Source organism: Actinomadura luteofluorescens (assembly GCF_013409365.1).
Taxonomy (GTDB): Bacteria; Actinomycetota; Actinomycetes; order Streptosporangiales; family Streptosporangiaceae; genus Spirillospora; species Spirillospora luteofluorescens.
In genome coordinates this window covers 7,015,479-7,038,147 of record NZ_JACCBA010000001.1, presented here as the reverse complement: position 1 = coordinate 7,038,147, position 22,669 = coordinate 7,015,479, and the positions used below count along the sequence as shown (strand labels likewise).

At 71.8% G+C, this 22,669-nt stretch carries 21 protein-coding genes; 9 read left to right on the top strand and 12 right to left on the bottom strand.

What is annotated here, in order from left to right:
* Positions 1 to 53 precede the first annotated feature (53 nt).
* Entirely contained in the window at positions 54 to 1,598 is a 1,545-nt protein-coding gene (locus BJY14_RS32640) for a long-chain-fatty-acid--CoA ligase (RefSeq protein WP_179847122.1), read from the top strand.
* Positions 1,599 to 1,619: 21 nt separating this feature from the next.
* Here the strand turns inward: BJY14_RS32640 and BJY14_RS32635 are convergent, their stop codons facing one another.
* Entirely contained in the window at positions 1,620 to 2,462 is an 843-nt protein-coding gene (locus tag BJY14_RS32635) for a helix-turn-helix transcriptional regulator (RefSeq protein WP_179847121.1), read from the bottom strand.
* Between the two features lie 114 nt (positions 2,463 to 2,576).
* On the opposite strand from BJY14_RS32635, the gene BJY14_RS32630 reads away from it, so the two are divergent.
* Complete coding sequence (locus BJY14_RS32630) at positions 2,577 to 3,308, top strand: SDR family oxidoreductase (protein WP_179847120.1); 732 nt, start codon at positions 2,577 to 2,579, stop codon at positions 3,306 to 3,308.
* A 7-nt stretch (positions 3,309 to 3,315) separates the two neighbouring features.
* Here BJY14_RS32630 and BJY14_RS32625 read toward each other — a convergent pair whose 3' ends face one another.
* Positions 3,316 to 4,563, bottom strand: a complete 1,248-nt coding sequence (locus tag BJY14_RS32625) for a cytochrome P450 (protein WP_179847119.1) — start codon at positions 4,561 to 4,563, stop codon at positions 3,316 to 3,318.
* 144 nt (positions 4,564 to 4,707) lie between these two features.
* The gene (locus BJY14_RS32620) at positions 4,708 to 6,099 is read right to left on the bottom strand and encodes an aspartate aminotransferase family protein (RefSeq protein ID WP_179847118.1); all 1,392 of its coding nucleotides are present in this window, start codon (positions 6,097 to 6,099) and stop codon (positions 4,708 to 4,710) included.
* A 163-nt stretch (positions 6,100 to 6,262) separates the two neighbouring features.
* Here BJY14_RS32620 and BJY14_RS32615 point away from each other — a divergent pair, with 163 nt between their 5' ends.
* Positions 6,263 to 7,144 carry an alpha/beta fold hydrolase gene (locus tag BJY14_RS32615; RefSeq protein WP_179847117.1) on the top strand — a complete coding sequence of 294 codons (882 nt, stop codon included), beginning with the start codon at positions 6,263 to 6,265 and terminating at the stop codon, positions 7,142 to 7,144.
* Here the strand turns inward: BJY14_RS32615 and BJY14_RS32610 are convergent.
* On the bottom strand, positions 7,125 to 8,681 hold the full coding sequence (locus BJY14_RS32610; RefSeq protein ID WP_179847116.1) for a GMC family oxidoreductase: 1,557 nt from the start codon (positions 8,679 to 8,681) through the stop codon (positions 7,125 to 7,127). The genes BJY14_RS32615 and BJY14_RS32610 overlap by 20 nt on opposite strands.
* Before the next feature lie 179 nt (positions 8,682 to 8,860).
* On the opposite strand from BJY14_RS32610, the gene BJY14_RS32605 reads away from it, so the two are divergent.
* Positions 8,861 to 10,348, top strand: a complete 1,488-nt coding sequence (locus BJY14_RS32605; RefSeq protein ID WP_179847115.1) for a tetratricopeptide repeat protein — start codon at positions 8,861 to 8,863, stop codon at positions 10,346 to 10,348.
* 25 nt (positions 10,349 to 10,373) lie between these two features.
* On the opposite strand, the gene BJY14_RS32600 is transcribed toward BJY14_RS32605, so the two are convergent.
* Complete coding sequence (locus BJY14_RS32600; RefSeq protein ID WP_179847114.1) at positions 10,374 to 10,946, bottom strand: TetR/AcrR family transcriptional regulator; 573 nt, start codon at positions 10,944 to 10,946, stop codon at positions 10,374 to 10,376.
* A gap of 90 nt (positions 10,947 to 11,036) precedes the next feature.
* On the opposite strand from BJY14_RS32600, the gene BJY14_RS32595 reads away from it, so the two are divergent.
* Positions 11,037 to 11,408 (top strand): DUF4267 domain-containing protein, encoded by a 372-nt coding sequence (locus BJY14_RS32595; RefSeq protein WP_179847113.1) that lies wholly within the window; start codon positions 11,037 to 11,039, stop codon positions 11,406 to 11,408.
* 30 nt (positions 11,409 to 11,438) lie between these two features.
* Entirely contained in the window at positions 11,439 to 11,933 is a 495-nt protein-coding gene (locus BJY14_RS32590; protein ID WP_179847112.1) for a cupin domain-containing protein, read from the top strand.
* Between the two features lie 68 nt (positions 11,934 to 12,001).
* Here BJY14_RS32590 and BJY14_RS32585 read toward each other — a convergent pair whose 3' ends face one another.
* The 4 genes from BJY14_RS32585 to BJY14_RS32570 all read right to left on the bottom strand — a co-directional run bounded on the left by BJY14_RS32585 (position 12,002) and on the right by BJY14_RS32570 (position 16,316).
* The gene (locus BJY14_RS32585) at positions 12,002 to 13,267 is read right to left on the bottom strand and encodes an SAM-dependent methyltransferase (protein WP_179847111.1); all 1,266 of its coding nucleotides are present in this window, start codon (positions 13,265 to 13,267) and stop codon (positions 12,002 to 12,004) included.
* A gap of 89 nt (positions 13,268 to 13,356) precedes the next feature.
* Positions 13,357 to 14,724 carry an FAD-binding oxidoreductase gene (locus BJY14_RS32580; protein WP_179847110.1) on the bottom strand — a complete coding sequence of 456 codons (1,368 nt, stop codon included), beginning with the start codon at positions 14,722 to 14,724 and terminating at the stop codon, positions 13,357 to 13,359.
* 228 nt (positions 14,725 to 14,952) lie between these two features.
* Positions 14,953 to 15,471: a DUF1707 and DUF4870 domain-containing protein gene (locus tag BJY14_RS32575; protein ID WP_179847109.1), complete on the bottom strand. Its 519-nt coding sequence runs from the start codon at positions 15,469 to 15,471 to the stop codon at positions 14,953 to 14,955.
* Between the two features lie 35 nt (positions 15,472 to 15,506).
* Positions 15,507 to 16,316, bottom strand: coding sequence for a polysaccharide deacetylase family protein (locus BJY14_RS32570; RefSeq protein ID WP_179847108.1), 810 nt, complete (start codon positions 16,314 to 16,316; stop codon positions 15,507 to 15,509).
* Positions 16,317 to 16,489: 173 nt separating this feature from the next.
* Here BJY14_RS32570 and BJY14_RS32565 point away from each other — a divergent pair, with 173 nt between their 5' ends.
* Complete coding sequence (locus BJY14_RS32565) at positions 16,490 to 16,861, top strand: hypothetical protein (protein ID WP_179847107.1); 372 nt, start codon at positions 16,490 to 16,492, stop codon at positions 16,859 to 16,861.
* A gap of 23 nt (positions 16,862 to 16,884) precedes the next feature.
* Here the strand turns inward: BJY14_RS32565 and BJY14_RS32560 are convergent, their stop codons facing one another.
* Positions 16,885 to 17,040 (bottom strand): low molecular weight phosphatase family protein, encoded by a 156-nt coding sequence (locus tag BJY14_RS32560; protein ID WP_446678448.1) that lies wholly within the window; start codon positions 17,038 to 17,040, stop codon positions 16,885 to 16,887.
* Between the two features lie 176 nt (positions 17,041 to 17,216).
* Between BJY14_RS32560 and BJY14_RS32555 the strand changes: the two genes are divergently transcribed.
* The gene (locus tag BJY14_RS32555; RefSeq protein WP_179847106.1) at positions 17,217 to 18,086 is read left to right on the top strand and encodes an alpha/beta fold hydrolase; all 870 of its coding nucleotides are present in this window, start codon (positions 17,217 to 17,219) and stop codon (positions 18,084 to 18,086) included.
* A 158-nt stretch (positions 18,087 to 18,244) separates the two neighbouring features.
* Here the strand turns inward: BJY14_RS32555 and BJY14_RS32550 are convergent, their stop codons facing one another.
* Entirely contained in the window at positions 18,245 to 19,210 is a 966-nt protein-coding gene (locus tag BJY14_RS32550; protein ID WP_179847105.1) for a DUF4192 domain-containing protein, read from the bottom strand.
* Between the two features lie 179 nt (positions 19,211 to 19,389).
* On the opposite strand from BJY14_RS32550, the gene BJY14_RS32545 reads away from it, so the two are divergent.
* A complete protein-coding gene (locus tag BJY14_RS32545) occupies positions 19,390 to 21,444 on the top strand; it encodes an ATP-dependent DNA helicase (RefSeq protein ID WP_179849780.1) in 2,055 nt (684 codons plus the stop codon).
* Here the strand turns inward: BJY14_RS32545 and BJY14_RS32540 are convergent.
* Complete coding sequence (locus BJY14_RS32540) at positions 21,441 to 22,652, bottom strand: pyridoxal phosphate-dependent aminotransferase (RefSeq protein ID WP_179847104.1); 1,212 nt, start codon at positions 22,650 to 22,652, stop codon at positions 21,441 to 21,443. The two genes, BJY14_RS32545 and BJY14_RS32540, sit on opposite strands and share 4 nt — an antisense overlap.
* Positions 22,653 to 22,669 lie beyond the last annotated feature (17 nt).

Here is a 22,669-nt window from a genome sequence, read left to right as displayed (position 1 = left end):
CATACACTCGTCGGTAACTAACCGGCCGGTCACCTTTCCGCGCGAGGAGTGCCATGCTCAACCTGTCCGTGCTGCTGGAGGACGCCGCCCGGGAGACGCCCGACCGCGACGCCGTCGTGTTCGGCGACCTCCGGCTGTCCTACTCCTTCCTCGACCAAGTCGCGAACCAGGTCGCGAACCTGCTGCGCGAGCGCGGCATCGGGCCGGGCGACAAGGTGGCGCTCTCCTGCCCGAACCTCCCGTACTTCCCGATGGTGTACTTCGGGGTGCTCAAGGCGGGGGCGGTGGTCGTCCCGCTGAACGTGCTGCTGAAGCCGCGGGAGATCGCCTACCACCTCGGCGACTCCGGGGCCAAGGCGTTCTTCTGCTTCGAGGGGACGCCGGAGCTGCCGCTCGGCGAGATGGGGCGCGCCGGGTTCGAGCAGGCGGAGGGGTGCGAGCACCTCTTCCTGCTGCCCGCCGACCCGTCCGCCGCCGAGTCCCCGGTCGAGGGGGCCGAGCTGTTCTGGGCGGCGCTCGCGGGGAAGCCGGGCACCTTCGAGACGGCCCGCACCGGACCGGGCGACACCGCCGTGATCATCTACACCAGCGGGACGACCGGGCAGCCGAAGGGCGCCGAGCTCACGCACAGCAACCTGCTGATGAACGCGATGGTGGACGACACGCTCTTCTACCGGACCCTGCACGACACGTCGCTGGTCACGCTGCCGCTGTTCCACATATTCGGGCAGACGTGCGTGATGAACGTCGGCCTCTACCGGCGGGCGACGCTCGTGATGCAGGCGAGGTTCGACGCCCGGCAGGCCGTCGAGCTGATGGTCAAGGAGAAGGTGAACATCTTCGCGGGCGTCCCGACGATGTACTGGGGCCTGCTGACCGACGAGACGTCCGACGAGGACATCGAGGCGATCCGGGAGAACCTGCGGGTCGCGGTGTCGGGCGGGTCGGCGCTGCCGATGGAGGTCCTCAAGGGGATCAAGACCAAGTTCGGCGTGGACGTCCTGGAGGGCTACGGCCTGTCGGAGACGTCGCCGGTGGCCTCGTTCAACCGGCCGGACCGTCCGACCAGGCCCGGCTCGATCGGCCTGCCGGTGTGGGGCGTGGAGATGAAGCTGATCGACGACGACTGGAAGGAGATCGAGGGCGAGGGGCCCGGCGAGATCGCCATCCGGGGCCACAACATCATGAAGGGCTACCACGGGCGGCCCGAGGCGACCGAAAGCTCCATCAGGGACGGCTGGTTCCGCACCGGTGACGTGGCCCGCCGCGACGAGGACGGCTACTACTACATCATCGACCGCTCCAAGGACATGATCATCCGGGGCGGGTACAACGTGTACCCGCGGGAGCTGGAAGAGGTCCTGATGACCCACCCGGAGGTCTCGCTGGCGGCGGTCGTGGGCGTCGCGCACCCCTCGCACGGCGAGGAGGTCAAGGCCTACGTGATCCGCACGCCCGGCGCCTCCGTGACCGAGGACGAGCTGGTCGCGTGGGGCAAGGAGCAGTTCGCGAACTACAAGTACCCGCGGATCGTCGAGTTCCGCGACGAGCTGCCGATGACGGCCACCGGCAAGATCCTCAAGCGCGAGCTGCGCTGACCGCCCGCGGGACCCGGGGCCTCAGCGGATGCCGAGGTCCTGGGTCCCGACGACGCGCAGCAGTTTCATCGCCTCGTGCGACGGCGTGCCCGGCGTGGTCGTGTAGAGGACGACCCGCTGGTCGCGTTCCGGGACGTACAGGACGTCGCAGTGCATGTCCAGCTCGCCGACGACGGGATGCCTCATGCGCTTGCGGCTGCCGCGCCTGACGCCGACCTCGCCCTCGTCCCAGAGCCGGGCGAACAGCGCGCTGCGGCCGGCGACCTCGGCGACCAGCCCGGCGATGCCGGCGTCGCCCGGATACCGGCCGAACGCGGCCCGCAGGTCGGCCACCAGGCCACGGGCGAACTGCGTGACGTGCTCGTCGGCGCCGTACCGCTCGATGTCGGGGCCGGTGAACAGCCAGCGGACGACGTTGCGGTCCTGGGGCGCCATCGCGGCGAAGTCGGTCATGAGCGCCGCCGCGAGCGGGTTCCAGGCGATGATGTCCTGCCGGGCGCTCAGCACGTAGGCGGGGGTGTCGTCCAGCCGTTCGAGCAGGTGGACGATGCCCGGCGGGACGTCCTGCGAAGGGCCGCTCGGCGGTTCCGGCGCCTCGCCGGCGAGGCCGTGGAGGTAGGCGCGCTCGTCGTCGGTCAGCCTCAGCGCGCGCGCCAGCGCACCGAGGATCTGCCTCGACGGGCGGGGCCCGCGTCCCTGCTCCAGCCGGATGTAGTAGTCCACCGACATCCCGGCCAGTCGCGCGACCTCTTCCCGGCGCAGACCGGGGGTCCGGCGGCGCGTCCCTCCCGGGAGCCCGACGTCCGCGGGCCGGATGCGGGCCCGCCGGGACCGCAGGAACACCGCCATCTCCTGTCTGTCCATGTCCTCCAGCATGTCCGATTCGGCGGGGCGGCCGCCGGGTCGAGGGTGGTACGGCCGATCCCAGCTTCGGGCGGTCTCTCCTCAGCCCGGACGCCGCCGGGAAACCTGGACGGCATGACGACACAGATCGCACTCATCACCGGAGCCAACAAGGGCATCGGCTTCGAGACGGCCCGCGCCCTCGGCCGCGGCGGCGCCGTCGTCCTGCTCGGGGCGCGTTCGGCCGAGCGTGGCGGGCCGGCCGCCGCCGCGCTCGCCGCCGAGGGGATCGACGCCCGGTTCGTCCGGCTGGACGTCACCGACGCCGGCACCGTCGAGGCCGCCGCCCGGTGGGTCGACGCCGAGTTCGGCCGGCTCGACATCCTGGTCAACAACGCCGGGATCACCACGACGGGAGCGACCGGTTTCCCGCCGAGCCGGACGGCGCCGGACCTGGTCCGGACCGCGTTCGAGACCAACGTGTTCGGCGTCGTCGCGGTCACCAACGCGATGCTTCCGCTGCTGCGCCGCTCCCCCGCCGGGCGGATCGTCAACGTCTCCAGCGAGCTCGGCTCGCTGACGTTGCACGGCGACCCGTCCAGCCCGGTGCACGGCGTCAACCTGCTGCCGTACAACGCGTCCAAGTCGGCGCTGAACGCCGTCACCGTCGCCTACGCCAAGGAGCTGGCCGGCACCTCGATCACGGTGAACGCCACCACGCCCGGGTACTGCGCGACGGATCTCAACGAGCACGCCGGGCACCGGACGCCGGAGCAGGGGGCGTCCGTGATCGCCGGGGTGGCCCTCCTCGGCGACGGCGCCCCGACGGGCGCGTTCCTCGCCGAGGACGGCCCCCTGCCCTGGTAGTCCGGGCTCAGATCGTGTAGGGCAGGCGCTTGATCCCGTTGATGAAGTTGGACTCCAGGCGGTCGGGGTCGCCCGCGGCGCGGATGGCGGGGGCGCGGCGCAGCAGCTCGCGGAACATCACGGTGATCTCGCGCCTGGCCAGGTGCGCGCCGAGGCAGAAGTGCGGCCCGGGCCCGCCGAACCCGACGTGCGGGTTCGGGTCGCGCAGGATGTCGAACCGCTCCGGGTCGGTGAAGACCGACTCGTCCCGGTTGGCCGACCAGTAGTAGAGGACGAGCTTGTCGCCCTCCTTGATCTCGTGCTCGTTCAGCACGGTGTCGCGGGTCGCGGTCCTGCGCATCCAGATGACCGGCGAGACGTACCGGACGATCTCCTCGACCGCGCCGGGCATCCGGGCGTCGAAGTCCTCGACGAGCAGGGCCCGCTGGTCGGGGTTGCGGGTGAACAGGTCGAGGCCGTGGGCGATCGCGTTGCGGGTGGTCTCGTTGCCGGCGACGACCAGCAGGATGAAGAACGAGCCGAGCTCCTGGTCGGTCAGCGACTCGCCGTCGAGGTTGGCGTTCACCAGGGCGGAGGTGAGGTCGTCGGTGGGGTTCGCGCGGCGCCGCCGCCCGAGCTCCTCGACCAGGCCGCGCAGCGTCTCGCCGGCGCCGAGCAGCGCCATCGCCATCTGCTCCGGCTCCGCGGACGGGATGAACTCGGGGTCGTTGCCCGCCAGGATGACGTTCGTGGCGTCCAGGACGGTCCCGTACTGCTCCTCCGCGATCCCCATCATGTCGCAAATGATCTTCAGGGGGAGCCGGGCGGCCACGTCCGCGACGAAGTCGCCCGTGCCGCCGCCCGCCGCCACGTTCTCGACGATCTGGCCCGCGACCGCCTCGACCCGGTCCTCGAACCGCTGGATCATGCGGGGCGAGAACGCCCGGGACACGATCCGCCTGATCTTGGCGTGCCGGGGGTCGTCCATGCTGATCATCGAGCCGAAGTACTCGTGCATGTCGCCCGGCATGTCCGGGATGCTGATGGCGCCCCGGCCGGAGCAGAAGTCCTGCGGACGGCGGGACGCCTCGACGACGTCGGCGTGCCTGGTCAGCGCGTAGTAGCCGGGGCCCTGGGGGGCGATGACGATGTCCGGCTCCTCGTACCGGATGAGGCCGGCGTGCCACCGCAGCGCCTTGAAGGCCTCGTGCCGGTGGTCGTGCGGCCGCCGCCAGAACTCCCAGTCCGTCAGGTTGATGTCGTCGACCTTGAGCACGCGCCCACCACCTCGTCACGTCCGAACCCGATTCGGTTTACATGCACCCTCTCAAAGTAAAGATGCAAGCGCACACTGACGGCCGGGTGACGCGCCTCACATTAGTCCGCCGGGCCCGGAGCGCGCACCCGGGCCCGGCGGCCCTCACAACCGCGTCCACGCCTCCTGGAGGACCGAGCGCAGGATCTGCTCGATCTCGTCGAAGTGCCCCTGGTCGCAGATCAGCGGCGGCGCCAGCTGGACGACGGGGTCGCCGCGGTCGTCGGCCCGGCAGTACAGGCCCGCCTCGTAGAGGGCCTTGTCGAGGAACCCGCGCAGCAGGCGCTCGGACTCCTCGTCGTCGAACGTCTCGCGCGTCTCCTGGTCCTTCACCAGCTCGATCCCGTAGAAGTAGCCGTCGCCGCGCACGTCCCCGACGATCGGCAGGTCGCGCAGCCGCTCCAGCGTGCCCCGGAACGCGTCCCGGTTGCGCGTGACGTGCCCGGTCAGGTCCTCGCGCTCGAACAGGTCGAGGTTGGCCAGCGCCACCGCGGCCGACACCGGGTGACCACCGAAGGTGTAGCCGTGCGCGAACATCTCCGTCCCGCCCCTGAACGGCTCGAACAGGCGGTCGGCGACGAGCATCCCGCCGAGCGGCGCATACCCGGACGTCACACCCTTGGCGAAGGTGATGATGTCGGGCGTGTAGCCGAAGCGCTGCGCGCCGAACATCGTCCCGAGGCGGCCGAACGCGCAGATCACCTCGTCCGACACCAGCAGGACGTCGTGCCTGTCGCAGATCTCGCGGACGCGCTCGAAGTAGCCGGGCGGCGGCGGGAAGCAGCCGCCGGCGTTCTGCACCGGCTCCAGGAACACGGCGGCGACGGTGTCGGCGCCCTCGAACTCGATGGCCTCCTCGATCCGGTCGGCGGCCCACCGGCCGAACGCCTCGGGGTCGTCGCGGTGCTGGGCGGCCCGGTAGATGTTGGTGTTCGGCACCCGGAAGCCGCTCGGCACCAGCGGCTCGTAGGGCGCCTTCAGGCCCGGCAGGCCCGTGATCGACAGCGCGCCGTGCGGGGTGCCGTGGTAGGCGACCGCGCGGCTGATCACCTTGTGCTTGCCCGGCTTCCCGGTGAGCTTGAAGTAGTGCTTGGCGAGCTTCCACGCGCTCTCGACCGCGTCGCCGCCCCCGGTGGTGAAGAAGACGCGGTTCAGGTCGCCCGGCGCGAGGGCGGCGAGCCGCTCGGCCAGCTCGACGGCCTTCGGATGCGCGTACGACCAGATCGGGAAGTAGGCCAGCTCGGCGGCCTGCTTGGCGGCGGCCTGCGCCAGTTCCTCGCGCCCGTGCCCGGCCTGGACGGTGAACAGCCCGGCGAGCCCGTCCAGGTAGCGGCGGCCCGCCGAGTCGTACACGTAGGGGCCCTCGCCCCGGACGATCACCGGGATCTCGCCGCCGTCCCCGGACGCCGCGTGCCGCGCGAAGTGCATCCACAGATGGTCGCGCGCCGCCCTCTGCATCGCGTCGTGCTGCTGGCTGGTCACGTCCGACTCCGTCATCACGTTTCCCTCGCTGCGATCGATCCAGTTGCATCGATGCTATGTGACTGCGGAATCCGCTGTAAATACATGGCGATACGCCGATATCCGAAGAGCAAGGGTCCCGCCGATCCCGCGCCGCGGAGCCGCGGGTACCGTTTCGCCGCGAACCGAGGAGGCGTACATGGGCGACATCACGACCGGATCGGTCAACGCCAACGGGCTCGACTTCGGATACCTCGCCGCCGGCCCCCAGGACGGGCCCCTGGCGCTGCTGCTGCACGGCTTCCCAGACTCCCCGCACACCTGGCGGCACCTCATGCCGGAACTGGCCGCCGCCGGATACCGCGCCGTGGCCCCCTTCATGCGCGGCTACGCCCCCACGTCCGTCCCCGAGGACGGCGCGTACCAGAGCGGCGCGCTCGCCGCCGACGCCGTCGCCCTCCACGAGGCCCTCGGCGGCGGCCCCGACGCCGTGCTCGTCGGCCACGACTGGGGCGCCTTCGCCACCTACGGCGCCGCCAACGCCGCCCCCGACCGCTGGCGCACGGCCGTCGCCCTGTCCGTCCCGCCCATATCGGTGATGACGACCGCGTTCTTCGACTACGAGCAGCTCAAGCGCTCGTTCTACATCTTCGTCTTCCAGACGCCGCTCGCCGAGCTCGCCCTGAACCGCGCGTTCGTCGAGGGGCTGTGGCGCGACTGGTCCCCGGCGGACGGCCGCGACCGGTCCGGGGACGTCGACCGCGTCATGGAGTGCCTCGCCGCGCCCGCCAACGCGGCGGCGGCGATCGGGTACTACCGCGCGATGCTCGACCCGTCCCGGCTCGTCGACCGGTACGCGGCCGAGCAGCGGGCGACCACCGTCGTGGGCGAGCGCCCCGTGCTCTACCTGCACGGCGCCGAGGACGGCTGCCTCGCCGCGGACGCGGTGGACCTCGACGCCGTCCGGGCCGCCCTCCCGCCGGGGTCGCGGGCCGAGCGGATCGGCGGCGCCGGCCACTTCCTCCAGCTGGACCGCCCCGCCGAGGTGAACGAGCGCGTGCTCAGCTGGCTCGCGCCCTGATCAGGTCGGCGGCCTTCTCACCGATCATGATCGCGGGGGCGTTGGTGTGGCCCCGGGTGATCTGCGGCAGGACCGACACGTCCGCGACCCTGAGCCCGTCGACGCCGCGGACGCGCAGGTCCGGGTCGACGACGGAGTCGGCGCCGGTGCCCATCCGGCACGTGCCGGTCGGGTGGTAGAGCGTCTCGGCGTGCCCCCGGACGTACGCGGCAAGCGCCTCCTCGTCGCCGGCCCCCACGTACGGCTCCATGACGTCGCCGACGAAGGGCCTGAGCGCGTCGGCGGCCAGCAGCTCCTCCGCGCGGCGGACGCCGTGCATCAGCCGCCGCAGGTCGCTCTCCTCCGTCAGGTAGCCGGGGTCGATCACCGGCGGCGCGGCCGGGTCGGCGGAGGCGAGCGCGACGCGCCCGGACGACTCGGGACGCAGCAGCACGACGCCGAGCGTCACGCCGTGCTCGGCCGGCGGCGTGAGCCCGTGCGCGACGTAGGGCGCCGGCGCGAAGATCAGTTCGAGGTCGGGGGCGTGCAGCGCGGAGTCGCTCTTGGTGAAGACGACCGCCTCGCCCACGTTGGAGGTGAACGGCCCGCGCCGCGCGAGCAGGTAGCGGGCGATGTTCGGCAGCGACTCCGCACCCGCGAGCGTGACCTTCCTCGGGCAGTGCCGCACGACGCCGACCGACAGGTGGTCCTGGAGGTGGCGGCCCACCTCCGGGGACTCCACGAGCGGCTCGACTCCGGCGCTCCGCAGATGCTCGGGGTCGCCGACGCCGGACAGCATCAGCAGGTGCGGCGACCCGACGGCGCCCGCGGCCAGGACGACCTCCCGGCGCGCCGTGACGCGCTCCCCGCCGTACTCCACGCCGGTCGCGCGGCCGTCCTCGATCAGGACCCGCGACACCTGCGCGCCCGTCACGACGGTCAGGTTGGGCCGCTTGCGCGCGGGGCGCAGGTACGCGTCGGCCGCGCTGCACCGCCTGCCGCGCCGCTGGCTGACCGGCGTCAGCGCGTACCCCTCGTTGGACGGGCCGTTCAGCTCGGGCAGCCGGTTGAGGCCGGACGCGGCGCACGCCTCCAGGAACGCCCGCGTCGTCACGTTCGGGCTGCGCTGCTCGGAGATCGTGACCGGGCCGGACGTCCCGTACACGTCGCCCTTGTTGCTGCCGACGCGCCCCTCCACCCGCTTGAAGTACGGGACGACGTCCTCGTACGACCAGCCGGGGACGTCCCAGTCGTCGTAGTCGTCGTAGTGGCCGCGCACCCACATCATCGCGTTCAGCGAGGACGACCCGCCGAGCATCCTCCCCCGCGGCCAGTACAGCTCGCGCCCGTCCATCTCCGGCTGCGCGGCGGTGCTGTAGTCCCAGTCGTACTCGGTCTTGAAGAGCTTCGGGAACGCGGCCGGGATGTGGATCTCGCTCTTGTCGTCCGGCCCGCCCGCCTCCAGGAGGGCGACGGTGACGGAGGCGTCCTCGGAGAGCCGGGCGGCCAGGGCGCACCCCGCGGACCCGGCGCCGACGATGACATAGTCGTGTTCCATGGGGGGCTCCCGCTCTCCACGGGCCGCGGCACGGCCCGCTCTTCCCCCGGGCTTACCACCGGGAGGGTCCGCCCGTCCATGCGTGCGTAGCGGTTTCGGTTGTTCGCGCGCCGATGGAACCCGGATCGCGCGCGCGGCGTCGATCCCGTGAATCCGTGATCACCCAGAGGGGGCGTGCGATGACCGAACACCCGGCCGGAGTCGAACCGTACGAGCGCGGCATGGAGGCCAAACGCGGCGGTGACCTGGCGGAGGCCGAGCGGTTGCTGCGGCAGGCGTTCGAAGCGGGGCATCCGGGCGGCGCGCACGAGCTCGGCCATATCGCGGCGGAACGCGGCGACGACGGGGAGGCGTTGGCGTGGTGGCGCCGCGCCGCCGAGGCGGGGCTCCCCGAGAGCGCCTTCGAGGTCGGCTACGGCGCGGAGCGGGCCGGCGACCTGGAGGCCGCCGAACGCTGGTACCGGCGGTCCGCCGAGGGCGGGTTCTCGGGCGGCACCCTGAACCTCGGCATCCTCCTGGAGAACCGGGGCGACGTCGAGGAGGCCATGGGCTTCTTCCGCCGGGCGTGGGATCTCGGCTCGGACAAGGCCGCCTTCAACCTCGGCCGCCTGTACGACGACGACGGGAAGGGCGACCTCGACGCGGCGGAGACCTGGTACACCCGCGCCGCCGAACGCGGCAACGGCGGCGCCGCGTTCAACCTCGGGTTCGTGCGGCAGGACAAGGGCGACCCCGCGGGGTCGCTCCAGGCGTGGCGGCAGGCCGCCGACCTCGGGCACCCCAAGGCCGCCTACTGCCTCGGCGCGCACTTCGAGCAGGCGGGGGACCAGGACACCGCAATCGGCTGGTTCCGCAGGTCCGTGCAGGAGGCCGGCGCCGAGCAGGCCGCCCGCAGGCTCGGCGACCTCTACCGGCGCCGGGGCGACGAGCCCCGCGCCCGGTTCTGGACGGAGTTCCCGAACGGGCTCAGCGGCTACAGCCCGGAGTTCACCATGTTCGCCAGCGCCGGGTCGGCCGCGGCGATCCAGCGGCAGAACCTCCTCAACGAGGCCGTCGGGGAGGTTCACATCGCCTTCGACGTCGACGCACGCACCCTCACCGCGGGCGGCCGCACCTTCCACGGCATGACGTTCCTCGGCAGCTTCTCGCACCTGAGCGACACGTGGCTGTGGGCGTGGGCCAACCCCCACTTCGGCGAGAGCGTGCCCGCCGTAGCACCGCTGGCGGCCGTCCGTGAGCACGGCGAGCGCCACGCCGTCCCGGAGCTGGCGGCGGGACGGCTGGACCTGTCCGGTTTCCCCGAACCGCACCAGGCCGCGACCACCATGGCCATCGCCGCCGCCGCGCTGCTCGGCGGCGGCGGCGTGCAGAGCTGCCGCGTGAACGACGGCAAGGGCTCGTTCTACTTCCACGTCGACGACCCCGCCCTGCCCAAGCCCGAGTTCGACCCGCTCTCGGCGACGCGACTGATGATGACCGCCGCCGAGGTCTTCCCCACCGAGCAGCGCCGCGTCGTGAGCGGATACCTCGCCCACCACGGGTGCCGGATCAGGGAGTCCGAGGAGGTCGTCGAGGGCATCTCCCCGCAGGGCGGGCAGGTGACCGTCGCCTTCACCCCCGACGGCCTCATCAAGGCCACCAGCGCGGGCCGCGCAACCGCCGGCTGACCGGCCCGGCCCGCGACGGGCGGGATCAGGCGGCGAAGCGGCGGAGCAGGACGGCCACGCGCAGCTCGTGGTGCTCGCGGTGCATGCGCCCGTCGCGCATCAGGATGAGGAGCCCGTGCAGGCCGCTCCAGAACGTCTCGGTGAGCACGTCCACGTCGTCCCCGCCCGCGAACGGCCGGACGCTCTCGCGTAGCTCACCGAAGGCCTCCTGGAGCGCGGGCGGCGCCTCGGGGGTCGCGAACGGCAGGTCGACGTCCCTGACGAACATCACGTCGTAGAGGGCGGGCCTGCGCTCCGCGAAGTCGGTGTAGGCCGCCGCGACGTCCGCCAGCGCTTCGCCGGGCCCGGGCGCCGCGGTGCGCGCCGCCCGCAACTCGGCCGCGAGCTCGGCGCACCCCTCGACCGCGACCGCCGCCATGATGGCGCCCTTGCCCTTGAAATGGCTGTAGAGGACGGGCTGGCTGTACTCGATCTCCGCGGCGAGCCGCCGCGTCGTCACCGCGTCCCACCCCTCGCTCTCGGCCAGTTCCCGCGCCGCCGTGATGATCAGCTTCTCGCGTTCGGCCCGCTCGCGCTCCCGGCGTCCCTGGATCGACATGGCAGTGATCCTAGCATTGCTAGCCATCCTGTCGACGCTATGCTAGCGTCGTTCTCGTTCCTAGCACCGCTAGCACTTCTGGAGACGCTGATGCTCACCCCTGTCGCCTACGGACTGGCCATCGTCCTCGCCCTGTTCTGCGTCCTCATCGGCGTCCGGTTCCTCACGGCGCCCCAGGCCGCGGCCACCGGCTACGGCGTCCCCGCCAAGGCCGACGGCGACGGCGCCTACCTGACGATCAAGGGGCTGCGCGACCTGACGTTCGGCGTCCTCGGCCTCGCCCTGATCGCTTTCGCCGACGCCGACGCCGCGGCCTGGTACATGCTGGTCGTGGCCATCGCGCCGCTCGGCGACACCCTGATCGTGCTGCGCCACGGCGGCACCAAGGCCGTCGCGTTCGGCATCCACTTCGCCACCGCCGTGGCCGTGCTCGTCAGCGCGGCCCTGCTGTTCGCCATCTGACCCCTCCGACCCGGAGAAGGAGCCCACCGCATGTCGCTGATCTCACCGGACTTCGACGAGTCCGTGATCGTCCGTTCCGCCGAGGCCGAGGTGATCGGCCGCTCCCCCGTCACCATCCGGCTGCTGGCCGACAGCGGCGCGACCGGCGGCGCCCTGTCCACCCAGCGCGTCACCCTGGGCGCCGGCGCCGACGGCGCCAAACCGCACCGCCACGACGGTTCCGCCGAGATGTTCTACATGCTGGACGGCACCGCCCAGCTCCTCTCGGGCGAGCAGGTGGTGACCGCCGAACGCGGCGACCTCGTCGTCGTCCCGCCCGGCCTGCCGCACGCCTTCGCCGCCGCCCCCGGGGAGGACGCCGACATCCTCATCGTCATCACCCCCGGCGTCGAGCGGTTCGAGTACTTCCGCCACCTGGAGCGCATCGCCTACGGGAAGGTCCCGCCCGAAAGCCTCCTGGACGTCCAGGAGATCTACGACACCTACTTCCTCAGCAGCGAGGCCTGGGAGAAGGCGCGAGCCTGACCCCCGAAAGCCGACGAGCCGACCGGAACGTTCCGGTCGGCTCGTCGGCGGTCGAAGCGGTGACGCCGTCACGATCCCCAGTCGGGCCGCAGCGGCATGTGGCTCGTGCCGTCGTCCTCCACCTTCACGCCGAGCGTCTGGTGCAGCTGGATCCAGTTCTGGTTGAAGCCGAGCACGCAGCCCGCCATGTAGACGCGCCACACGCGGGCGGTGCCCTCACCGACCTCGGCGACGGCCTCGTCCCAGTGCGCGTCGAGGTTCTCGCACCAGCCGGTGAGCGTGCGCGCGTAGTGCTCGCGCAGGTTCTCCTGATGCCGGATCTCGAACCCCGCGTCGTTCATCTGGCACTGGACGTAGCCCGGGCCCTCGAGCTCGCCGTCCGGGAACACGTACCGGTTGATGAACCCGTTCTCCTTGCGGGACGGGGACGTGTTGTCCGGACGCGTGATCGTGTGGTTCAGCATCCGCCCGCCCTTCTTCAGCTTCCCGTGGAGGAAGGAGAAGTAGGCCGGAAGGTTCTTCTTCCCGATGTGCTCGGTGAGGCCGATGGAGCTGACCGCGTCGAAGCCGGTCTCGGTGACGTCGCGGTAGTCCATGTGCCGGACCTCCGCGAGGTCCGACAGGCCACGGTCGGCGATCGCCTTCTGCGCCCACTCGGCCTGCTGCTTGGACAGCGTCACCCCGAGCGCCTTGACGCCGTACTCCTTCGCGGCGTGCATCACCATGCCGCCCCAGCCGCAGCCCACGTCCAGCAGCCGCATCCCCGGCCTCAGGCCGATCTTCTTGGCCACCAGGTCGTGCTTGGCGAACTGCGCCTCCTCCAGCGTGGCGCCCTCATGCGGGTAGCACGCGCAGGTGTAGGCCATGGACGGGCCGAGAACCCACTCGTAGAAGGTGTTGGACACGTCGTAGTGGTGGGAGATGGCCCGCGCGTCCCGCCTCTTGGAGTGCCGGAGCCACGACGGGATCCGGCTGAACGGCGCCTCCTGCGGAGGCGGGTCCAGCCGGCGCGACGCCGCGGCGCGCAGCAGCGGATCGCCCAGCACCCCGCCGACGATCCTCGCCTTGTCGCGCGGCGTCACATCGCTGAGCACCTGCTGCATCGTGGTCAACGCCGCGATCATGTCGCCGTCGACGTCGATCATGCCGGTGACGTAGGCGCGGGCGAGCCCCAGCGCGCCCGGCGAGTGCAGCAGGTACGAGACCGCGTACGGTGAGCGCACGTCGAAACGGATGTCGGCGCCGGGCACCCCCGCCCGAGATCCGTCGTAGGCCGTGAACTCCACTGGCGCCTCAGCCCCGGCGAGCTGCTCGAAGACCCTGGCCAGCGTCATCTTGGTTCCTCCTGTCTCTTCGCCCCGGCCCGGGCGGCGGCGGATCGGCCGCCTCCCGCGCGGGGCTCCCCCGAACTGCGGGCGCCTGGTCAGCGCCCGCGCACGCACTTGTCGTAGAGATCCAGCAGCCGCCCGTCGGGATCGTAGGACCCCTTGAGCCGCCGGTAGGTCTCCCCGTCGTAGTACCGCCAGAACTCGTCCCGGCCGTAGAAGGCGGTCGAGTACAGGGACTTGTGGCCGTCGAGGGCGGCGACCTTACGTTCGATGAGCCGGTTGTGGTACTCGGGGATCTGCCCTGGCGGGATCCGCACCGTGCCCCAGAAACCGGCGTTCACGTAGGGGCGGCCCACGTCCAGCGGGTACAGCGGCCACCGCTCCTTCGCACGCAGCGGGCACAGCCAGATCGGGGCCATGCCCACCTTGTCGTGGAAGAACTCCAGGAACTCCGGAAGCCGCTCGACCGGGACCTCGATGTCCTGGATCACGTCCTCGCGCGGCCGCAGCCCCCGCCAGCGCTCCGCACGCGCGACGATGTGGTACCGGCGGTCGTAGGCGACCAGCTTGCGGTACACGTCGGAGCGCTTGAACCTGTCGGGCCACAGCTTCCGGACGGTCGGGTTCTGCACCCCGAACGCGCCCGAGCACCAGAACCAGTCGGTGTCCCAGCGCCAGATGTAGTCGCGGATCGTGAGGAAGTCGACGGACCGCTGCTGGATCGACCTGTAGTAGATCTTCTGGCCGGTGTAGTCGGAGGTGTAGGGCGCGGAGTCGGCGAAGAAGCCCAGCGTGATGTACTGCTCGTCCGCGCCGAAGACCGTCCCGTCCATGAAGTCGACGGTCTCGTCCTCGAACGTCCCGGACTCGGTGATCTCCCCGAGGACGCGGGCGAGCTCCGCCGCGTCGGTGAACCGCAGGTGCCGCAGCCGGACGTAGGGCCGGACGGCCCGCAGCTCGATCTTCAACCGGAGGCTGTAGCCGAGCGTCCCGTAGGAGTTCGGGAAGCCGTAGAACAGGTCCTTGTGCTCGTTGTCGCGCGTGGCCGTGACGATCTGCCCGTCGCCGGTGAGGACCTCCAGCTCCAGGACGCCCTCGTGCGGCAGCCCGTCCCGGAACGACGTCGACTCGATGCCGAGCCCGGTCACCGCCCCGCCCAGCGTGATCGTCTTCAGCTGGGGGACGACCGTCGGCATCAGACCGTGCGGCAGCGTCGCGTCGACCAGGTCCTCGTAGGTCGTCATGCCCTGGACCTGCGCGGTCCGCTCGTCCGGGTCGACGCTCAGCACCTTGTCGAACCCGGAGACGTCCAGGCCGGGCGCCTCCGAGGGGTCGCGCCACCGGAACAGGTTGGAGGTCCGCTTGGCCAACCGCACCGGCGTGCCCGCCGGGATGGCCTGGTAGGACCTCCGGAGCGCCTCCACCGCCCGCTGGTGATCGCCCTTGATCGCAAGCTCCGTCATCTACCCCTCCCTCGCATAGTTAATCGATCATCCCATGCATGGTCCACATAACTCGGACGTTAAAGGAGTCACAGGTAGAGAGGGGAATAAACCCACGGGCGTGCACATAGGCGTCGTTCCATCTCCTGGAGGCGGCCGGTCGCGCACGACGCGACCACGACAACCCTCCCCGGAGGGGTACTCCGACAAACCCGAGCCGCGTTCAACACCGGGCCCGTGCGCCCCGCCTCACTTCACCAGGCGCAGGATCCACGGATAGCGGAACGTCTGGCCGGTCAGCGCGAAGACCGCCGCGATCGCCGACAGCACCCACGCCACCGCGTACACGACCCCGCCGACGCCGAAGGTGACGATCGTGAGCAGCAGCAGCGTCACCTGGAAGTTCACGGCCTCCGCCGCCTGCCGCCGGACGTAGGGCGACCGCTTGCCGCTCAGCAGCATCAGCACGAGCGGGCCGACGAACAGCGTGGGGACGGCGACGGCGTGCGCGACGGCGGCCAGCATCCGGTCCTCGCCGGTCGCCGCCTCGCCCTCGACCGCCACGGGCCCCGCGGGAGCGGGCACCAGATCGAGGAGGACGGCGCCGAGGTCGTTGCGCGTCTTGGCCGTCATCGCCAGTTGCACGCGCAGGTCGAACTCGTCCTCGTCGAGCCGCCCCTCGGCGTAGGCGTCCTGAAGCCGCTGGATGACCGGTTCACGCTCGGCGTCCGAGACCCGCAGATCCCCCACCGCGTAGCTGCTGTTCATACGCCCATGCTCCGCGCGGCCCCGCCGCGGGGCCATCAGGGAAGACCCTGAGGATCCCCTGAATTCCGCTGGACGTACTCCTTCCCGGGGGTCAGGCGCCCGCCGAACAGCTCGGGCACCGTGACGAACACGTACCCCTCGGCCGCCAGCCGGTCGATGATCTTCGGGACGGCCCGCACGCTCGTCGGATGGATGTCGTGCATCAGCACGATGTAGCCGGGCCGCGCCGCCTTCAGCACCCGCTTCTCGACGTAGGCGGTGTCGCGGTGCTCCCAGTCGAGGGGGTCGACCGTCCACAGCACCTGCGCCATCCCCAGCTCCCGCGTGATCTTCGTCAGCCGCTCGGAGGTCGACCCGTAGGGCGGCCTGAGCAGCACGGGCGTGACCCCCGACGCCCGCCGGATCGCGTCCTGCGTCCGCGTCAGCTCCGCCATGATCTTCTTCTTGGACGCCCTTCCGAGGTCGGCGTGCGTGTAGCTGTGGTCGGCGATCTCGTGCCCGGCCTCCAGCTCGCGCCGCACCAGCTCCGGGTGCCTCGCGGCGTTCTCGCCCACGATGAAGAACGTCGCCCTGACCTTGCGGGCGGCGAGGATGTCCAGCAGCTCCGCGGTGCTCTCCGCGGGCCCGTCGTCGAACGTCAGCGCCAGGCACTTGGCCCGCGCGCAGTCGGGCGGCGGCGGCTTGGGGGGCGCCGCCGGTCTCGGCCCGGGGCCGGCCTTGGGGGGTTCGGTCCGCGCGACGGGCCTCACCTTGCCCTGGGCCGGGGTGAGGGTGCTCAGGAACCCGAACACCGCGACCGCGAGCACGGCCCCGGCCACCCGCCGAACAAGGTTCGGCCCGTTCATCGACACCCCCGCGTGATGATCCCCCGAAGGCGCCAGTCTAGGGCGCGGCCTCCCGGCCCGCCGGGGTCGCCGCCGCTGTGTCGGGAACCGGCGCGCCGCCGGCCTCGTTATCGTCGTACACCGCAAGCCCGCTCCGGAGCGGTTCCGGGCGGGACCAGACGACGGGGTTGACGATGAGGTTCCGGGATCGGTTCGGGATCCGCAGGCACCGCGGTTCCACGGTCACCAAGCTCGACCGGGAGGCGACGGACTCCGACATCGAGGCGCTGATCGCCTTCGCCCGCGCCCGCCGCGGCGTCGAGTTCTTCGTCGAGCCCGAGACGTACGCCACCGACACCACGGCCGTCGCCGTCGCCCACGACGGCGAGTGGACGCGCCGCCGCGTCGGCTCTCCCAAGGTCATCGGCAAGGTGGCCCGCGACCTCGGCCTGCCCGTCTACGACGTCCAGATCGTCGGGTACCCGCCCCGCATGCGCGCCTGGAACGACCGCAACCGCGACCGTCGCATCGACCCCGGCGCCCCTGGCGAGGCCGTCTCCTCCTGACCGGGCGGGAACCCGCCGGAAGCTCAGGCCGTGAGCTCCGCGGCGAGCGCCTCGACGCGTGCGCGGATCTCATCGCGGGTGGGACGGACGGCGTCGACGCCCCGACCCGCCGGGTCGTCGAGCCGCCAGTCGAGGTAGCGCTTGCCGGGGAACACGGGAGACGTGTCGCCGCAGCCCATGGTGATGACGACGTCCGAGGCCTGGACGGCGTCGACGGTGAGGACCTTGGGATCTCGGCGGAGATGTCGATGCCCTCCTTGGCAGGAACACGCTCGAGCACGTCGATGGCGCTGGCCGGGGTGGTCTGTGGTGTTGGGGGCGATGAGTTTTCGAGGTGGCCGGAGTCAATGTGGTCATGACTACGCAGGTGCTCAAGACTCCCGAGGTCGACCTCGTCTATGACGTTCACGGGCCGCTGCCGGGCGGCGGCGGGCGTCCGCCGCTGTTCATGATCGGGCAGCCCATGGACGCCAGTGGCTTCGGCGCGCTGGCGTCGCACTTCCCTGACCGCAGCGTGATCACCTATGACCCGCGCGGGCTCGGGCGCAGCGTCCGCAGGGACGGCCGCGTCGACCAGGCGCCCGAGATCCAGGCCGGCGACGTGTACGCGGTCATCGAGGCGCTCGGCGCGGGGCCGGTCGAGATGTTCGCGAGCAGCGGCGGCGCGGTGACCGCGCTCGCGCTCGTGACCGCCCACCCCGACTGCGTGACCACCCTGGTGGCGCACGAGCCGCCGCTCATCGCGGTGCTCCCCGACGCCCGGGCCGCCGAGCGCGCCCGGGCCGGCGTCCGGGACGTCTACGAGAAGGCGGGCTCGGGCGCCGGCATGGCGGCCTTCATCGTGATGACGTCGTGGCAGGGCGAGTTCACCGACGACTACTTCGTCCAGCCCGCCCCGGACCCCGCCGCGTTCGGGATGCCGGCCGAGGACGACGGGTCCCGTGACGATCCGCTGCTGTCCGACCGGTCGTGGGCGGTCAGTGACTACCGGCCCGACGTCGGCGCGCTGACCGCGGCACCGACAAGGATCGTGATCGCGGTGGGCGAAGAGTCCGGGGACACCTTCACCGCACGCACCTCGGTGGCGATGGCCGAGCTGCTCGGTCAGCGACCGGCCGTCTTCCCGAGTCACCACGGCGGCTTCGTCGGCGGCGAGTCCGGCTACGCCGGGCAGCCCGAAGCCTTCGCGCGCAAGCTCCGCGAGGTCCTCGACGCCGCCGGCTGATCACACTCTCCCCTCCTCTCGCTCGGTCGTCCGACCGCGCCCTCTCGTGGGCCACGGGCCACGGGCTTCGGCCGTGGCCGGGTTACCGTCGGCCCGTGGCCGTGAACCGTCGGCCGCAAGCACTTGGGCTTGCGACCACGGGTCTGATTCACGGGCCGTTAGCGGGCAGCCCCGGGCCGTGAGCCCGCGGTAATTGTGCGTGGGCGCATCTTGGCGGGGGGAACACCGGCGTTGACCACTTCGCGAAGGATGACGGCCATGGAGTAGGCGGGGTCGGCGTCCAGGGCGCGTTGCAGGGCGACGTTGGCCAGGCCGCCGTCGCCCGCGCTGTAGGCGGCGAACGCCAGCAGGGACGCGGGGGCCGGGGCGCGGGCGGGGTCGACGCGGCGGACGATGTCGCGCCAGAAGGCGATGTCGGCGGCCGTGGGATCTTCGTCGGTGTGGCTCCAGGTCTCGTCGCGGACGCGCAGGTCGGTGAGGAGGAGGCCGAGCCAGGCGACCTCGTCGTCGGTCGGGCGGGAGCCGTCGCGGGCGCGGGCGAGCAGGGTGAGGACGAAGGCGAGGTCGTTCTCGGCGGACGAGGGCGGGCGGGCCAGGTAGCGCCGCTCGGCGCGTTCGGTGGCGTGGTGCATGGCGGCGCGGGCGGGACCGTCGAGCGGCTGGACGGAGGCGACGAGCTCCGCGCGGTCGGCCAGGGCCACGTGGCCTCCGAACGTCGCCTGGGCCGCGACGGCGCTGGCGGAGATGTCATACGGGGTGCCTTCGGGAGGGCAGCAGACGTCGTCGCAGGTGAGCGACCACCAGCGGCCGTCGGCGACGCGGATGGCCTCGGCGACGGGGACGCCCGCGGCGGCCAGGGCGGCGCGCATGGGCCGGGCGGCCTCCGCCACCTCGCCGGGCGGGCCGTACCCGAGCAGGAGCGAGCGGGCGAAGCCGTTGCCCGACAGGACGGCGGCGACGCGTTCGGCTTCGCCGGACGACGGTAAGTCGAGCCGGATCGCGCATGTGCCGCGGGACCGCCCCTCGAAGCCGATGACGACGAGGCTGCGCGAGGGGTGGAAGCCGAGCAGGTAGGGGACGGCCGCGATGGCGTCCTGGGCGGAGCGGATCACCAGTGATGTCATGTGCCGAGGTTCTCAGGGGCGGCGGAGGGCCGTCGCGGCTTGCCGAACTGTGGATAACTCCGGGGTGATTCGGGACGCGGTCGCGCGGGACGGGGCGCGGGTGTCGGCCGCGGGCGGTAGCGTTGGGCGACGTGCCCGCCCCTGATCTGCTGACCGGCAGCGAGACCCAGATTTCCGACATGGCGACCCTTCTCGCCGCGGCCGTCGCGTCCGTCGGGGGCGCCGAGCGCCCCGGGCAGGTGACGATGGCGCAGGCGGTGGAGAAGGCCATCGAGTCCGGGGAGCACGTCGCCGCTCAGGCGGGCACGGGGACGGGCAAGTCGCTCGCCTATCTGGTCCCCGCGATCCGCCACGCCGTCAAGGAGAAGACGACGGTGGTGGTGTCCACGGCGACGATCGCGTTGCAGCGGCAGCTCGTCGACCGCGACCTGCCGCGGCTCGCGGAGGCCCTCGGGCCACTGCTCGGGACGGAGCTGAAGTTCGCGATCCTCAAGGGGCGCCGCAACTACCTGTGCCTGCACCGGGTGCAGACGGGCGTGCCCGAGGAGGAGGACGGCGGGCCGAGCCTGTTCGACCCGCAGCAGCTGTCCTCGCTCGGGCGCCAGGTCAAGCGGCTGAACGAGTGGGCCGAGGAGACGAAGACCGGCGACCGCGACGAGCTGGTGCCGGGAGTGGGCGAGCAGGCGTGGCGGCAGGTCGCCGTGACGGCGAAGGAGTGCCTGGGCGCGCAGCGGTGCCCGCAGGGCAGCGAGTGCTTCGCCGAGCTGGCGCGGGCGGAGGCGGGCGAGGCGCACATCGTCGTCACGAACCACGCGCTGCTGGCCATCGACGCCCTGGAGGAGTTCCAGGTCCTGCCCGAGCACGACGTGGTGATCGTGGACGAGGCGCACGAGCTGGTCGACCGGGTCACCTCCGTCGCGACCGGGGATCTGAGCGCGGCCGGGGTGGAGACGGCCGCGCGGCGGTGCGGGCGCCTGACCGAGGAGCACCTCGCCGACCGGCTCAAGGAGGCCGCCGAAGGGCTCGGCCTTCTGCTGGAGGAGATGCCCGCGGGCCGTATGGACGTCCTGTCCGGCGGCCTGGGCAACACCCTGGCGTCCGTGCGGGACGCCGCGCACGCCTGCGTCACGGCGCTCGGGCCGGAGAAGAAGGACGCCGACCCCGGCGACATGGCCGCGCGCAAGGCGGCGCGGTCCTCGCTGGAGGAGCTGCACGACACGGCGGTGCGGATCCTGGAGGCGTTCCAGCCCGAGATGGCGCAGCGCTTCGACGTGGTGTGGCTGGAGAAGCCGTTCGTCCAGGAAGGGCGCCCGAAGCGGCCTCCGGCGCTGCACGTGGCGCCGATCGGCGTCGGCGGGCTGCTGCGCACGACGCTGTTCGAGCAGCGCACCGCAGTGCTCACGTCGGCGACGCTCACGCTGGGCGGGTCGTTCGAGCCGCTCGCCCGCCAGTGGGGCCTGCCGCCGCTGGACGAGGGCGGCTCACGGGACGCCAAGACCGCCGCCGAGGGCCTCGCCCAGACCGCGACGGAGAAGGGCGAGGAGGAGACCCAGGTCGTCTGGTCGGGGCTCGACGTCGGTTCGCCGTTCGACCATCCGAAGGCGGGCATCCTCTACGTCGCGCGGCATCTGCCGCAGCCGGGGCGGGACGGCCTCGCCGACGCCTACCTGACCGAGATCACCGAGCTGATCGAGGCGGCGGGCGGGCGGACGCTCGGCCTGTTCTCCTCGATGCGCGCCGCGCGCCAGGCCGCCGACGAGTTGAAGGACCACCTGTCCCACCCGCTGCTCTGCCAGGGCGAAGACTCCACGTCCCTGCTGGTGAAGCAGTTCGCCGAGGACGAGCGGACCTGCCTGTTCGGCACCCTGTCGCTGTGGCAGGGCGTCGACGTCCCCGGCCCGTCGCTGCAGCTCGTCATCATGGACCGCATCCCGTTCCCGCGCCCGGACGACCCGGTGTCGTCGGCGCGGTCCCGGGCCGTCGCGGCGCGGGGCGGCAACGGGTTCATGGCGGTCGCGGCGACGCACGCGGCGCTGCTGCTCGCGCAGGGCGCGGGCCGGCTGCTGCGCTCGATGGACGACCGCGGCGTGGTCGCCGTCCTCGACCCGCGGCTCGCCACGGCCCGCTACGGCGGCTTCCTCAAGAACTCGCTGCCGCCGTTCTGGGCGACCACGGATCCCGCGGTCGTCCGCGGCGCGCTCCGGCGCCTCGACGCCGCCGCGGCGCCGTCCTAGCGGCGGTAGGCCGACAGGAACTCGCCGATGCGGCCGACGGCGTCCTCCAGGTCGTCGGCGTACTGGAGCGTGACGATGCGGAAGTGGTCGGTGGACGGCCAGTTGAACCCGGTCCCCTGGACGATGAGGAGCTTCTGCTGCTCCAGCAGGTCGAGGGCGAAGCGCATGTCGTCCTCGATCGGGTACATCTCCGGGTCGAGGCGCGGGAAGACGTAGAGGGCGCCCGTGGGCTTGACGCAGCTGACGCCCGGCAGGTCGTTCAGCAGTTTCCAGGCGCGGTCGCGCTGCTCGCCGAGGCGCCCGGTGGGCAGGACGAGGTCGTCGATGCTCTGGTAGCCGCCGAGGGCGGCCTGGATGGCGTGCTGCCCCGGGACGTTCGGGCACAGCCGCATGTTGGCGAGGATGTCGAGGCCCTCGATGTAGGACTCGGCGTGCTCCTTAGGGCCGGACAGCACAACCCATCCCGAGCGGAACCCGGCGACGCGGTAGTTCTTGGACAGCCCGCCGAAGGTGAGGCACAGCAGGTCGGGGGCCAGGGACGCGATCGGGACGTGTTCGGTGTCGTCGTAGAGGATCCGGTCGTAGATCTCGTCCGCGAAGATGATCAGGTTGCGGCGGCGGGCGACCTCGACGATGCGCGAGAGCACCTCGCGCGAGTAGACGGCGCCGGTCGGGTTGTTCGGGTTGATGATCACCAGGGCGCGGGTGCGGTCGCTGATCTTGGACTCGATGTCGTCCAGGCTCGGCTGCCAGCCGTCGTCCTCGTCGCACAGGTAGTGGACGGGCGTGCCCCCGCACAGCGACGCCGACGCCGTCCACAGCGGGTAGTCGGGCGCCGGGATGAGCACCTCGTCGCCGTCGTTGAGCAGCGCCTGCAGCGTCATGACGATGAGCTCGGAGACGCCGTTGCCGAGGTAGACGTCCTCGACGTCGACGCCGGCGACCCCGCTGTCCTCGAAGCGCTGCACGACGGCGCGGCGCGCGGGGAGGATGCCCTTGGAGTCGCTGTAGCCGTGCGCCTCCGGCAGGTTGCGGATCATGTCCTGGAGGAGTTCGGGCGGTGCCTCGAACCCGAAGGGGGCCGGGTTGCCGATGTGCAGCTTGAGGATCTTGCTTCCCTCGCTCTCCAGCTGCTTGGCGCGCTTGAGGACCGGCCCGCGGATGTCGTAACAGACGTTGATCAGCTTGCCCGACTGGTTGACCTGCATGGACTTACCTTAGCCAC